Origin of the sequence: Actinoplanes sp. CA-015351, from assembly GCF_050955685.1 — a bacterium.
Taxonomy (GTDB): domain Bacteria; phylum Actinomycetota; class Actinomycetes; order Mycobacteriales; family Micromonosporaceae; genus Actinoplanes.
Window position 1 is genome coordinate 7,702,877 of sequence record NZ_CP192102.1, and the last position, 14,063, is coordinate 7,716,939.

Genomic DNA, 14,063 nt, shown 5'->3' on the forward strand with positions numbered 1-14,063 from the left:
CATGACCACCGCGATCGAGCGACACCTGTACGACGTCGTCGTGATCGGCGCCGGCGGCGCCGGACTGCGCGCGGCGATCGAGGCCCGGCTGGCCGGCAAACGCACCGCGATCATCTCGAAATCGCTGTTCGGCAAGGCGCACACCGTGATGGCCGAGGGCGGCGCCGCCGCCGCGATGGGTAATGCGAACAGCCGCGACAACTGGATGGTCCACTTCCGGGACACCATGCGGGGCGGCAAATTCCTCAACAACTTCCGGATGGCGGAGCTGCACGCCAAAGAAGCACCGGAGCGGATCTGGGAGCTGGAGACGTACGGCGCTCTTTTCGACCGTACGAAAGATGGGAAAATCTCCCAGCGCAACTTTGGCGGCCATGAGTACCCGCGCCTCGCGCACGTCGGCGACCGGACCGGCCTGGAGCTGATCCGCACCCTCCAGCAGAAGATCGTCTCGCTCCAGCAGGAGGATTACGCCGAGACCGGCAGTTACGACGCGCGGATCCGGGTCTTCCAGGAGACCACCGTCACCGAGCTGCTGCTGGACGGCGACCGGGTGGCCGGCGCGTTCGGTTACTACCGCGAGTCCGGCGAGTTCGTGCTCTTCGAGGCGCCGGCCGTGGTCCTCGCCACCGGCGGTGTCGGCCGCAGCTACAAGGTCACGTCGAACAGCTGGGAATACACCGGCGACGGCCACGCCCTGGCCCTGCGCGCCGGCGCGACTCTGATCAACATGGAGTTCCTGCAGTTCCACCCGACCGGCATGGTCTGGCCGCCCAGTGTGAAAGGCATCCTGGTCACCGAGTCGGTGCGCGGCGACGGCGGTGTGCTGCGCAACTCCGAGCAGAAACGCTTCATGTTCGACTACGTGCCCGACGTCTTCCGCAAGCAGTACGCAGAGACCGAGGAGGAAGCCGACCGCTGGTACGCCGACCCGGACAACAACCGCCGCCCGCCCGAGCTGCTACCCCGCGACGAGGTGGCCCGCGCCATCAACAGCGAGGTCAAGGCGGGCCGTGGCAGCCCGGCCGGCGGGGTCTTCCTGGACATCGCGTCCCGGTTGCCGGCCGAGCAGATCATCCGGCGGCTGCCGTCGATGCACCACCAGTTCAAGGAACTGGCCGACGTCGACATCACCAAGGAGCCGATGGAGGTCGGCCCGACCTGCCATTACGTGATGGGTGGCGTCGAGGTCGACCCCGACTCGACGGCGGCTTTCGGCAGCGTGCAGGGGCTCTTCGCCGCCGGTGAAGTCTCCGGCGGCATGCACGGGTCCAACCGGCTGGGCGGCAACTCCCTCTCCGACCTGCTGGTCTTCGGCAAGCGGGCCGGTGAGCACGCTTCGGCGTACGTCGACACGCTCGGCAAACGGCCCAGGCCGTCGAAAGTGGACGTGGCCTCGGCCGTGGAGGTCGCGCTCGCTCCTTTGGTACGCAGCGGGGGCGAGAACCCGTACACATTGCAGCAGGATCTTCAGGCGGTGATGGGCGACCTGGTCGGCATCATCCGCCGCGAGGGTGAGCTGACCGACGCGCTGAAACGGCTGCACGAGCTGCGCCTGCGGGTGGCGAACGTGTCGAGTGAGGGCGGCCGCCGTTACAACCCCGGCTGGCACCTGGCGATCGACCTGCGCAACATGCTCGTTGTCTCGGAGTGCACGGCGAAAGCAGCGCTGGAGCGCGAGGAGTCCCGCGGCGGCCACACCCGCGAGGACTTCCCGAAGATGAGCCCGCAGTGGCGCTTGATCAACCTGATCTGCTCGGTCGACGAGTCCGGCGACGTGCACCTGGAACGCAAACCGGTGCCGCGGATGCGTGACGAGCTGATCGCACTGTTCGAGCGGACCGAGCTCTCCAAGTACCTGACCGACGAGGAACTGGCCGAGTTGGAGGCAGAATGAAACGCCACTTCCGGGTCTGGCGCGGCGATTCGTCGGGCGGCGATCTGACCGATTTCGACGTCGAGGTGAACGAGGGCGAGGTCGTCCTCGACATCATCCATCGACTCCAGGCCACCGAGGTGCCCGACCTGGCCTGCCGGTGGAACTGCAAGGCCGGCAAGTGCGGCTCCTGCTCCATGGAGATCAACGGCAAGCCGCGGCTGGGCTGCATGACCCGGATGTCGACGTTCACCGAGGACGAGACGGTCACGATCACCCCGTTGCGTACGTTCCCGGTGATCCGCGACCTGGTCACCGATGTGTCCTTCAACTACGAGAAAGCCCGGGAGACGCCGGCGTTCGCCCCGCCGGTCGGTGTCGCGCCCGGCGAATACCGGATGCAGCAGATCGATGTGGAACGCAGCCAGGAGTTCCGCAAGTGCATCGAGTGCTTCCTCTGCCAGAACACCTGCCACGTGGTCCGCGACCACGAGGAGAACAAGGAGGCCTTCGCCGGCCCGCGGTACTTCATCCGGGCCGCCGAGCTCGACATGCACCCGCTCGACGATCGCACCGACCGCAAGGAGTACGCACAGGCCAGCCAGGGTCTCGGATACTGCAACATCACCAAGTGCTGCACCGAGGTCTGCCCGGAACACATCAAGATCACGGATAACGCGATCATCCCGATGAAGGAGCGCGTGGTGGACCGCCGTTACGACCCGCTCGTCTGGCTCGGCCGCAAGATTTTCCGCCGGGACGAGCTGGAGTCCGGCACGCCTGACGTCCCCACTCATTTTGTTCCGCTTTCCAGTGCCCGGCTACCCGAAGGGCCCCCGGTCGGACCGGACGGTCACATGGACGTCGCCGAGCTGGCCGCGCCCACTCAGGGCGGGCCGTCCCCGTTCGGGGAGGACCTGACGTTCCCGCTCCCGCCGGAGCACGTGGTCTACCACCACCCGTCCCCGCAGAAGGACTGATGGTCGAACATTCGTACTAACATGGGGGCATGTACCAGCCTTCGATGTTCGACCTGATGACGCCCGGGCCGGCCGGCAGCTTCGCACCGCTGGCCGGCCTGACCCGTCACCGCCTGACCGCGGGCGCCTGGGTCGACGTGCTGCCCGGCTGGCTGCACGGCTCCGACGAGGTCTTCTCCCGGTTGCTCGGCATCGACTGGCGGGCCGAGCGTCGCAAGATGTATGACGACGTCGTCGACGTTCCCCGCCTGCTCCGCTGGTTCGGCGCTCGCGAGGAGCTGCCCCACCCTCTGCTGACCGAGGCCAAGGCGCTGCTCAACTCGCACTACGCCGACGAGCTGGGCGAGGACTTCACGACGGCCGGCATGTGCCTGTACCGCGACGGCCGCGACAGCGTCGCCTGGCACGGGGACACACTGGGCCGCTCAGCCCGCGAGGACACCATGGTCGCGATCGTGTCCTTCGGGTCACCGCGAAACCTGCTGCTGCGCCCCAGAGCGGGCGGCCACGAAACGCTCCGGTTCCCCTTGGGCCACGGCGACCTGATCGTGATGGGCGGCTCCTGCCAGCGCACATGGGAGCACGCGGTACCGAAGACAGCCCGCGCGGTGGGCCCAAGGGTGAGCGTCCAGTTCCGCCCCACCGACGTCGCCTAGCCACCGCCGCACCAGTTACCGACCTACCACCGCTTCACCCCGCGCACCCGCCACCCCGCGCCGCCACCCCGGAACCGCCCAGCGCCGCACCACCCGCCACTTCACCCCGCGCACCCGCCACCCCGCGCCGCTTCACCCCGCGCGCCCACCGCCCCGCGCCGCACCACCCGCCACTTCACCCCGCGCACCCACCGCCCCGCGCCGCCACCCCGGAGCCGCATCACTCACCGCTTTACCCAAGCTCAGCGTCACTCGCCGCCTCACCAGGCGCAGCCACCGCCTCGCCATCCGCCGATTCGCCGCGCCCCGCACCCCGCACCCCGCACCCCGCACCCCGCACCCCGCGCCCCGCGCGATCTTGGCAAGTTGCGGCGGCCCCGTTTGCGCATAACTCCGCAAGATCGCGGGGAGATTTGTAGTCGCAGGGACTGCCGCTGCGGCCGGTGCCGGTTTTGTCATGGTTGGCGCGCGTTGCCGGTCACTTGTTGTGAGTTTGCGCCAGCCCAGCAGCCAGTAACTCACAAGATCTCGGTCGAGCTGGGCAGCTGCCCCTCGGCCGGCGGAGATCTTGTGCGGCTGCGCCGCCCGAGCCGCCCCAAACTCACAAGATCTCAGTGGGTGGCAGGCAGGGGACGAGAACGCACGGTGACCCGGCGGCCCGGCGAGAGCGCAGCACACCGTGAGCCCCCGGCACGGCGAGACCGCAGCACACCATGAGCCCCCGGCACGGCGAGACCGCAGCACACCATGAGCCCCCGGCACGGCGAGACCGCAGCACACCGTGAGCTCCCGGCACGGCGAGACCGCAGCACACCGTGAGCCCCCGGCACGGCGAGACCGCAGCACACCGTGGGCGCTGGGTATGGCGAGACCGTGGTGCACCGTGTGCCCGGGTCTTGGCCGGAGTCGGCGCCGGAATCAGTGCCGGGCACCTGGGTGGGCTGTGGGCACCCCGTCTGAGCTGCTCTGAAATCTCGAGGTAACAGGGGGATTGCAAGTGGTTGACGGCGGGGCCGAGAAAGTTACACTCCTAGTGTAAATAGTTGACCATCACTCCATGTAGGACTTCCACCGGTCCGAGAGGTGGCTATGGCAACAGGTGAGCTCAACCTTCAACACATAGGCGTTCGCTTCGGCGGGCTGGTTGCTCTTGATGACGTGTCCCTGCGCGTGGCGCCGGGGAAGGTTGTCGGGGTGATCGGGCCCAACGGGGCGGGTAAGACGACTCTTTTCAATGTCATCAGCGGCTTCGTGGCGCCGTCCGAGGGCAGCATCACTTTGGACGGCAAGCCCTGGCGGCCCAGGCCGCATCGGCTCAGCGGGCTCGGGATCGCCCGGACTCTGCAGGGTGTCGGGCAGTTCGGCGGCATGACTGTGCTGGAGAACGTGATGGTCGGCGTGCGAGGCCGGCGGGCCGAGGCCGAAGCGTTCGCCGCGCTGGATCGGTGCGGCGTCGCGCAGTACGCGGCGGTTCGCCCCGGCACACTGCCCTACGCGATTCGCAAACGGGTCGAGTTGGCCCGCGCCCTGGCGTCGAAGCCTCGCATCCTGATGCTCGACGAGCCGGCCGGTGGCCTCGACACCGACGAGATCCGCTGGCTAGGCGACCTGATCAAAAACGACCTGGTCAAAAACAATCGGGCCGAAAACGATCGGGCCGAAAGCCATCGGACCGAAAACGATCGGGGCGACAGCAACCCGAGCAACGAGGCCGGCACCACGGTACTGCTGGTCGAGCACCACATGGACCTGGTCATGTCGGTCTGCGACGAGATCCTGGTCCTCGATTTCGGCAAGCCGATCGCGCTCGGCACCCCGAGCGAGATCAGCACGAACGAACGGGTCACCGAGGCATACCTCGGCGCCCCCGCCTAAAAAAGCAAAACCCAAGACACACCCCCAGACCAAGCCGGTCCCACGGACCCGGCTCCCCTCGCCGTACCCGAAATTTCACGAAACGACCGGAGGAGTCACGTCGATGGCAGGAGACACCGCAGGAGACACCGCAGGAGGCACGGCATGAGCAGCGCACTGCTCCAGGTCGAAGGACTCACTGCCGGGTACGGCGCGGCGCCCGTCCTGCACGATGTGTTCCTCAGCGTCCAACCCGGAGAGATCGTCGCCGTCCTGGGTGCCAACGGTGCCGGCAAGACCACGCTGTTGCGTACCCTCTCCGGCCTGGTCCGGACCACCGGCGGCCGCGTCGTCTTCGACGGCGAGGACCTGAAAGGCACCAAGGTCGAGCAAATGGTACGGCGAGGTATCGCGCACGTCCCGGAGGGACGTGGCGTGGTCACCGAGCTGACCGTCGACGAAAATCTCCGGCTCGGCGGCCTGTGGCGACGCGATCAGGCCGACGCGAAACGTGCCCTCGACGAGGTGTACGAGCTGTTCCCGGCGTTGGCACAACGGCGTGCCTCCGCCGGGCACCAGCTCTCCGGCGGGGAGCGGCAGATGCTGGCGCTGGGCCGGGCGCTGGTGAGCGGGCCGAAGTTGCTGCTGCTGGACGAGCCTTCGCTGGGCCTCGCTCCGAAGATCACCGCGCAGATCATGGCGCTCCTGCGCGATCTACAAAAAAGGAAGGGTCTCGCGGTTCTGCTCGTGGAGCAGAACGTGCGCAGCGCACTGTCCATCGCGGACGAGGGTGTGGTGCTCGCCCTCGGCCGGGTGGTGACCCGCAACAAGGCCGCGGCGCTGCGCGACGACGCCGATCTCCGACACGCGTACCTGGGGTTCTGATGAACCAATTCGTCTATCTGACCTTCGACGGGCTGAGCCGGGGCGCTGTCTACGCGGCGTTCGCGCTGGCTCTGGTGCTGATCTGGCGGGCCGCCCGGATTGTGAACTTTGCGCAGGGCGCGATGGCTGTCGCCGCCGTCTACGTGGCGTACTCGGTCACCAGCGCGACCGGGTCGTACTGGCTCGGGTTCGTGGCGGCGCTGGTGGCCGGGCTGGCGCTCGGCGTGATCGTCGAGCGGGTGGTGATGCGGTTCGTCGATCACTCGTCGCCGCTGAACGGCGTGGTGGTGGCGCTCGGCCTGGTCCTGGTGATCCAGGGCGTGCTCGGCATCATCTACGGCAGCGAGTTCCACCCGGTCGAGACGCCGTTCAGCCGGGACGCCTTCGAAATCGGCGGAATCGCACTGCTCTCCCGCTATGACCTGTTCGTTTTCGCCGCGGTGGGCGCGGTGGTCGCTTCACTCACTCTTCTTTTCACCCGTACGCCGATAGGGCTGCGGATGCGAGCAGCAGCATTCGCTCCGGATGTGTCTCGCCTGCTCGGCGTGTCGGTCGGCGGGATGCTGACGCTCGGCTGGGCACTCGCCTCGGCGGTCGGTTCGCTGGCCGGGATGCTCGTGGTCCCCACCGAGCTGGGACTTCATCCGACAGCGATGGACGTGGTGTTCATCTCCGCGTTCACCGCCGCGGTCGTCGGTGGCCTGGACAGTCCGATCGGCGCGGTCACCGGCGGGCTGATCGTCGGGCTGCTGCTCTCGTACGTCAGCGGTTACGTCGAACCGACCGTCGCTCCGATGGCCGTGCTGCTCCTGCTCGTGGTCGTGCTTCTCGGTAAGCCGGGCGGGCTCTTCTCCAGCTCGAAGGCGAGGGTGGCATGACGGACTGCACCGCAGCGAAGCAAGGGCCAGGAGGGCATGCCGGAGGTGGCTCAGCATGACGGATATGAAGACGAAGGCGAGCGCGAGACCCGTACCCACGGAGGGCTTGAAGCGACCCCGGACCGGAAGCCGCCTCGCTCCGATCGCCACGATCCTGGCCGGCGGGGTTTTGGTTCTGATTCTGAGTTACACGCTGGAGCCGTTCCGGAACTATCAGCTCGCGACGGTCGGCGCCTACTTCTGTGTGACCGCCGGGCTGACCGTCCTCACCGGACTGAACGGCCAGCTCAGCCTCGGGCACGGCGCGCTGATGGCAACCGGCGCGTACGCCTTCGCGCTGACCCAGAACACATGGCTCAGCCTGCCGCTCAGCTTCGTCGTGGCGATCGTGGTGACCACTGTGGCCGGCGCGGTGATCGGGCTGGCCGCGGCCCGGCTGCGCGGTCCCTACCTGGCGGGTCTGACACTCGCCGTCGCGATCGTGGTCCCGTCGGTGACCAGCACGTTCGACGAGACGTTCAACAGTGATCAGGGCCTGTCGGTGGTGCTCGACCCGCCGCCCGGGACGATCCCGATGGAACGCTGGCAGGCCTGGCTGGCGTGGACCGGCGCGCTGCTCACCGTGCTGCTGCTGGCCTTCCTGGTACGCGGCGCGTTCGGGCGGCGGCTACGGGCGGTACGCGACGACGAGACCGCCGCGAAGCTCGCCGGCGTCAACGTCGCGCGTACCCAGGTCCTGGCTTTTGTGGTGAGCGCTGTCTGCGCCGGTGTGTCCGGCGCCCTGTTCGCCGTGCTCGCGCAGAGCGTGTCGCCGGGCGCGTTCCCGCTGACGCTCTCCCTCTTCCTCGTCATGGCGATCGTGATCGGCGGCCTGGGCAGCCTGTTCGGCGCTCTGCTCGGCGCGATCCTGCTGGTCGCCCTCCCCACGTTCGCCCAGTCGGTCGCCGAACAGACCGGCTCTCATCGACTCGAAGGGAACCTCGCCCTTGTCGTCTTCGGCGTGGTGCTCATCGTCGTGATGCTCGCCGCACCGGGGGGCCTCGCATCCATCCGCTTCACCTTCATCCGCAGATTCAGGAGGCAACGATGAAACGCATAACGACAGCGTTCGTCGCCGCGGTCGTGCTGCTCGCCGCAGGCTGCAGCGACGATGGCGATGGCGGCGGTGGAACCAGCGGCGCCGACGTGCCGGGGGTGACCGACACCGAGGTCGTGGTGGGAACCCACCAGCCGCTGACCGGTCCGGCAGCCGCCGGGTACGCCAGCATCTCGCCGGCCACCAAGGCGTACTTCGACTTCGTGAACGCGAATGGCGGCGTGCACGGCCGCAAGATCACGTACAAGGTCAAGGACGACGGCTACAACCCGGCGACCACCCAGCAGGTGGTCCGTGAGCTGGTGCTGCAGGACAAGGTGTTCGCGGTCCTCAACGGCCTCGGCACCCCGACGCACACCGGTGTCCTGGACTTCCTGAAGACCAACCGGGTTCCCGACCTGTTCGTGGCGAGCGGCAGCCGCAGCTGGAACCAGCCCGACAAATATCCGGGCACGTTCGGCTTCAACCCCGACTACACCGTCGAAGGCAAGATCCTCGGTACGTACGTGAAGGACAACCTGGCCGGCAAGAAGGTCTGCTTCCTCGGCCAGGACGACGACTTCGGCCGGGACAGCCTGCTCGGCCTGGAGAAGGTCGTCGGCACGGTCGCGGCCAAGGGCACGTACGTGACGAGCAACCCGAACGTCGGACCGCAGTTCGGCCAGTTCAAGGCGGCCGGCTGTGAGGTCGTCGTGCTGGCGACCATCCCCGGCTTCACCGCGCTGTCGATCGGAACGGCCGCGAAGATCGCCTTCAAACCGCAGTTCGTGGTGAGTAACGTTGGCGCTGACCCGACCACCGTCGGCAAGGCCCTCGGTGCCGCCGCCCCGCTGATGGAGGGCCTGGTGGCGGCGAACTACCTGCCGCTGAGCACGGACGAGGCCAACCCGTGGATCTCGCTCTTCAAGAAGGTCAACACGGAGTACAACAACGGCGCCGAGTTCGACAACAACGTCGTCTACGGCATGTCGGTGGCGTACCTGTTCGTGCAGTCGCTGCAGGCCGCGGGCAAGGACCTGACCCGCGACGGGATCGTCGAGGCGGTCAAGAAGAACGGCTTCGGAGGACCCGGATTGGTTCCGCTGCGCTTCTCGGCCACGGATCATGCCGGGTACGGCGGAACGCAGCTCACCAAGATCGAAGGGGGTAAGGCGGTCTTCTTCGGTACCGCGTACACCACCGACGACGCTGAGGGCGCTGTCGCTCCGCACACTGCCCAGGTCGTGACGCCGCCGTCCAACGGCGTACCGGCCGCGTAGTATCTGCACTCACTCTGCATAAACAAGACTTCAGGAGGTTGTAGCGATGGCGGACCAGGTAGCGATCGTGACCGGAGCCAGCCGGGGAATCGGGTTCGCCATCGCGCAACGCTTCGTCGCGCAGGGCGCGAAAGTCTGTGTCACCGGCCGCGACGCCGACGCTCTCGATGCCGCCGTGAAGGAACTCGGCGGCCCCGAGGTGGCGCTCGGCGTCGCCGGCAAGGGTGACGACCCGGCCCACCGGGCCGCCGTGATCGACACGGTCACCGACCGGTTCGGCACGATCACCACATTGATCAACAACATCGGGATCAACCCGGCGTACGGGCCGCTCGCCACCCTCGATCTGGGTGCCGCCCGCAAGATGGCCGAGGTCAACCTGATCGGCACGCTCGGCTGGGTGCAGGAAGCGCTGCGCGGCGGGCTCGGTTCGGCCGGCGGTTCGATCGTGAACATCTCGTCGGTCTCCGGCGTACGCCCGGCGCCCGGCATCGGGTTCTACGGCACCACCAAGGCCGCGCTGATCCACCTCACCGAGGAACTCGCCATCGAGCTGGCCCCGAAGATCCGGGTCAACGCGGTCGCTCCGGCTGTCGTGAAAACGCGGTTCGCCTCCGCGCTGTACGAGGGCCGCGAGGAGCAGGTGGCGGCGACATATCCGCTGGCCCGGCTCGGCAACACCGACGACGTGGCCGGCACCGTGGCGTTCCTCTGCTCGGCGGACGCCGCCTGGATCACCGGGCAGACCATCGTGCTCGACGGTGGCATCACCCTCACCGGGAACGTCCAGTGACCCGGGATGATCAGCTGAAGCGGGTTGTCGTCACCGGCGCCGGTGGCGGGATCGGCGCCGCCCTCGCCCGTAAGTTCGCCGCCGAGGGCGCCCGGGTCGTGGTCAACGACCTGAACGCCGACGCGGCCCGCACGGTCGCCGGCGAGATCGGTGGCATCGCGGTGCCCGGCGACGCCGCCAGCGAGACCGACGTCCAGCATCTGATCGACACCGCTTTCGCCGAGCTCGGCGGGATCGACCTGTTCTGCTCGAACGCCGGCGTGCTGTCGTCCGGCGACGAGAACACCCCGGACGCGCAGTGGCAGCGCGACTTCGGCGTGAACGTGATGTCGCACGTCTATGTGAGCCGGGCGCTGCTGCCCCGCTGGCTCGACAGCGGCTCGCCGAAGCGCCTGCTCATCACGGTGAGCGCGGCCGGCCTGCTCACCCTTCTGGGCAGCGCGACCTACTCGGTCACCAAACACGCGGCCCTTGCGTACGCCGAATGGCTCCGCGCCACGTACGCGCACCGGGGTCTGGTCGTGCAGGCGCTCTGCCCGCAGGGTGTGCGTACCGACATGCTGACCCGGGGCAACGAGCGCGGCAGTGGCAGCGCCGCGGTCCTCGCCGAGGGCGCGCTCGCGCCCGAGGCCGTGGCCGACCTGGTCGCCGAGTCGCTCGGCGGCAGCAACTTCCTGATCCTGCCGCACGCCGAAGTCGCGGACTACTACCGCTTGCGCGCGGGCGATCCGGACCGTTGGCTGGGTGGCATGAACAAGATGCAGCGTGGTTTCGAGGCGGCGTCGTCATGAAAGGCCTTGATCTTTCGAAGCTTCAGGCCTATCTGGACAGTCCACCGCTGACGGCGACGATGTTCGCGGGTGGGCGGTCGAACCTGACCTACGCCGTGACCGACGGGTCGAACCGGTGGGTGTTGCGGCGGCCGCCGCTCGGGCACGTGCTGCCGACCGCGCACGACATGGTCCGGGAATATCGGGTTTTGTCCGCCCTGTCGGCCACGGGCTTCCCGGTGCCGGCGCCGGTGCGCATTTGCGACGATATTTCGGTCATCGGTGCTCCGTTCTATCTCATGGAACACGTTGATGGACATATCTACCGAGATGCCGACGACCTGGCTGCCGTCGATCTTGAAGAGTTGACGCTCCGGCTCGTCGACACGCTCGCCGACCTGCACGCCCTCGACCCGGAGAAGATCGGGCTCGGCGACTTCGGCCGCCCCGAGGGATTCAACGAACGCCAGGTCCGCCGGTGGAAGAAGCAACTCGACGCGTCCCGCAGCCGTGACCTCTCCGGCATCGAGGAGCTGCACGCCCGGCTCGCCATCGACATCCCGGCCGGTGGCCCCGGCGCCGTGGTGCACGGCGACTTCCGCCTCGACAACGTGCTGATCGGCCCGTCGCTGCAGGTCAAGGCGGTGCTCGACTGGGAGATGTCCACACTGGGCGACCCGCTCAGCGACCTTGCCCTGATGCTCGTCTACGCCGGCCGGCCGCTGCTCTTCCGCGACGGCAAGCCGATCGCACCGACCGACATCGACGGCCACCCCTCCCTCGACGAGATGGCCACCCGGTACGCCGGACGCAGCGGCCGCGACGTCAGCGACCTGCACTGGTACGTCGGTTTCGCCGCGTTCAAGCTCGCCGTCATCCTCGAGGGCGTGCACTACCGATTTACCAAGGGCCAGACCGTCGGCGCCGGTTTCGACACCGTCGGCGCGATGGTGCCCGAACTGATCGAGCAGGGCCATCGAGCGCTGGAAGGACACTGAATTCCCATGGACTTCGAGTACGACGCGAAGACTGAGGATTACCGCAAGAGGTTGCTCGCCTTCATGGACGAGTACGTGTATCCGGCAGAGTCCGCTTTTCACACCGCTGACGGCAGCTGGGAGCCGCCGGCAGCGCTGGCCTCGTTGCAGGCCGCCGCGAAAGAGGCCGGCCTCTGGAACCTCTTCCTGCCCGGCGAGCACGGCGCCGGCCTGACCAACCTCCAGTACGCGCCGCTCGCCGAGATCACCGGCCGCAGCCCGGGCATCGCCCCGGCCGCGCTGAACTGTGCCGCGCCGGACACCGGCAACATGGAGGTCCTCGCCGAGTTCGGCAGCCCTGAGCAGCAGGAACGCTGGCTCAAGCCGCTGCTGGCCGGGGAGATCAGGTCCGCGTTCGCGATGACCGAGCCGCAGGTCGCCTCCTCCGACGCCACAAACATCGGCACCCGGATCGAGCGCGACGGCGACGACTACGTCATCAATGGGCGCAAGTTCTACATCACCGGCGCGATGAACCCGAACTGCAAGATCTTCATCGTGATGGGCAAGACCGACCCGGACGCCGCCCGGCATGTGCAGCAGAGCCAGATCCTGGTTCCGCGGGACACCCCCGGCGTCACGGTCTCCCGCGGCATGACCGTTTTCGGTTACACCGATGGAGACCACGGCGGGCATGCCGAGATCATCTTCGAGAACGTACGCGTACCGGCCACCAACCTGATCGGCGAGGAGGGCGGCGGTTTCGCCATCTCGCAGGCCCGGCTCGGACCGGGGCGGATCCACCACTGCATGCGGCTCATCGGGATGGCCGAGCGGGCTCTGGAACTGCTCTGCCTTCGGGCGCTGTCGCGTACGCCGTTCGGCAAACCCCTCGCCGAGCAGGGCGTCGTCCAGGACTGGATCGCCGAGTCCCGGGTCCGGATCGAGCAGGCCCGGTTGCTGGTGCTCAAGGCCGCCTGGCTGATGGACACCGTCGGCAACAAGGGCGCGCACACCGAGATCCAGGCCATCAAGATCGTGGTGCCGTCGACCGTCGAGTGGATCCTCGACAAGGCGATCCAGGCCCACGGCGCCGCCGGGACCAGCCAGGACACCCCGCTCGCAGCGCTCTGGGCGTCCGCGCGCACGCTGCGCCTCGCCGACGGCCCGGACGAAGTACACAAGCGATCGCTGGCGCACCGCGAGCTGAAGCGTTACCGGAGTGGTTCGTGACGACACCGCCCCGTGTCGACGGTCGCACCGCCCGGTCCGAACGGACCCGCAACGCGATCGTGGACGCCCACCTCCGCCTGATCGGCGAAGGCGACCTGCGCCCCACCGCGGACCGGATCGCCAAACTGGCCGGGGTGTCACTGCGCGCCCTGTGGAGCCACTTCGCCGACATGGAAGCCCTGATGACCGCTAGTGGTCAGCGGGTGCTTGACCAGCGGGACACCTCGTACCAGCCGGTTCCCGCCGATCTGCCGCTGACCGAGCGGATCGCGGCGTTCTGCGAGCAGCGAGCCCGCCTGCTGGAGGAGATCGGGCCCGCGGCGCGGGCCTCCGCACTCAAGGAACCTTTCTCAGCCGGGTTGCAGCACTACCGCAGGCTGCATGTCGCCCGGGTACGCGACGAGCTGACCACCACGTTCGCCACCGAGATCGGCCAGGACGAGGAGTTGCTGAACGCCCTGACGTCGATCAGCCAGTGGCCGACCTGGTCAACCTGGCGCGACGTGATGGAGATGCCGGTGGAGACAGCCCAGTCAGCCCTCCACCGATCCGTCACAGCCCTGCTGGCGCCGGCCTAGCCAGGGCCATATGTGTTGATAGAACGCCACACCCGTTGCGGGTGTAACCACACCCGCAACGGGTGTGGGCGTCATCAAGCACTTGGCCCCCGAGGACGAGCGTTGCGCAGGCGGATGCGACCAGGTCACCGACCCGGCCCCGACGATCCGATCCCGGTCTCGCCAAGATCTCGCAGGTCCGCGCAGGTGGTCAGCAGCAGCGCCAGCGCATCCGGCCAGCAGGCTCAC

At 68.0% G+C, this 14,063-nt stretch carries 13 protein-coding genes; all 13 read left to right on the top strand.

The window, feature by feature from the left end; all coding sequences use genetic code 11:
* Nucleotide 1: 1 nt before the first annotated feature.
* The 13 genes from ACQP2E_RS34940 (at nucleotide 2) to ACQP2E_RS35000 (ending at nucleotide 13,835) form a co-directional block, all read left to right on the top strand.
* Nucleotides 2-1,897: a fumarate reductase/succinate dehydrogenase flavoprotein subunit gene (locus ACQP2E_RS34940; protein WP_433827230.1), complete on the top strand. Its 1,896-nt coding sequence runs from the start codon at nucleotides 2-4 to the stop codon at nucleotides 1,895-1,897.
* Nucleotides 1,894-2,856, top strand: coding sequence for a succinate dehydrogenase/fumarate reductase iron-sulfur subunit (locus tag ACQP2E_RS34945; RefSeq protein WP_433827231.1), 963 nt, complete (start codon nucleotides 1,894-1,896; stop codon nucleotides 2,854-2,856). The genes ACQP2E_RS34940 and ACQP2E_RS34945 overlap by 4 nt, the downstream gene beginning before the upstream one ends.
* A 29-nt stretch (nucleotides 2,857-2,885) precedes the next feature.
* Nucleotides 2,886-3,512 (top strand): alpha-ketoglutarate-dependent dioxygenase AlkB, encoded by a 627-nt coding sequence (locus ACQP2E_RS34950; RefSeq protein WP_433827232.1) that lies wholly within the window; start codon nucleotides 2,886-2,888, stop codon nucleotides 3,510-3,512.
* A 1,089-nt stretch (nucleotides 3,513-4,601) separates the two neighbouring features.
* A complete protein-coding gene (locus ACQP2E_RS34955) occupies nucleotides 4,602-5,387 on the top strand; it encodes an ABC transporter ATP-binding protein (RefSeq protein ID WP_433827233.1) in 786 nt (261 codons plus the stop codon).
* A 144-nt stretch (nucleotides 5,388-5,531) separates the two neighbouring features.
* Entirely contained in the window at nucleotides 5,532-6,251 is a 720-nt protein-coding gene (locus ACQP2E_RS34960) for an ABC transporter ATP-binding protein (protein ID WP_433827234.1), read from the top strand.
* Complete coding sequence (locus ACQP2E_RS34965; protein ID WP_433827235.1) at nucleotides 6,251-7,129, top strand: branched-chain amino acid ABC transporter permease; 879 nt, start codon at nucleotides 6,251-6,253, stop codon at nucleotides 7,127-7,129. The genes ACQP2E_RS34960 and ACQP2E_RS34965 overlap by 1 nt, the downstream gene beginning before the upstream one ends.
* A 55-nt stretch (nucleotides 7,130-7,184) precedes the next feature.
* Complete coding sequence (locus tag ACQP2E_RS34970) at nucleotides 7,185-8,219, top strand: branched-chain amino acid ABC transporter permease (protein ID WP_433827236.1); 1,035 nt, start codon at nucleotides 7,185-7,187, stop codon at nucleotides 8,217-8,219.
* Entirely contained in the window at nucleotides 8,216-9,484 is a 1,269-nt protein-coding gene (locus ACQP2E_RS34975) for an ABC transporter substrate-binding protein (RefSeq protein WP_433827237.1), read from the top strand. Before ACQP2E_RS34970 ends, ACQP2E_RS34975 begins: the two co-directional genes overlap by 4 nt.
* Nucleotides 9,485-9,530: 46 nt before the next feature.
* Entirely contained in the window at nucleotides 9,531-10,277 is a 747-nt protein-coding gene (locus ACQP2E_RS34980) for an SDR family oxidoreductase (RefSeq protein WP_433827238.1), read from the top strand.
* A 14-nt stretch (nucleotides 10,278-10,291) separates the two neighbouring features.
* A complete protein-coding gene (locus ACQP2E_RS34985; protein WP_433834187.1) occupies nucleotides 10,292-11,068 on the top strand; it encodes an SDR family oxidoreductase in 777 nt (258 codons plus the stop codon).
* Nucleotides 11,065-12,045: a phosphotransferase family protein gene (locus ACQP2E_RS34990; protein ID WP_433827239.1), complete on the top strand. Its 981-nt coding sequence runs from the start codon at nucleotides 11,065-11,067 to the stop codon at nucleotides 12,043-12,045. The genes ACQP2E_RS34985 and ACQP2E_RS34990 overlap by 4 nt, the downstream gene beginning before the upstream one ends.
* A 6-nt stretch (nucleotides 12,046-12,051) precedes the next feature.
* Nucleotides 12,052-13,257 (top strand): acyl-CoA dehydrogenase family protein, encoded by a 1,206-nt coding sequence (locus ACQP2E_RS34995; RefSeq protein ID WP_433827240.1) that lies wholly within the window; start codon nucleotides 12,052-12,054, stop codon nucleotides 13,255-13,257.
* Nucleotides 13,254-13,835: a TetR/AcrR family transcriptional regulator gene (locus tag ACQP2E_RS35000; protein WP_433827241.1), complete on the top strand. Its 582-nt coding sequence runs from the start codon at nucleotides 13,254-13,256 to the stop codon at nucleotides 13,833-13,835. Before ACQP2E_RS34995 ends, ACQP2E_RS35000 begins: the two co-directional genes overlap by 4 nt.
* The last annotated feature ends 228 nt before the right edge of the window (nucleotides 13,836-14,063 follow it).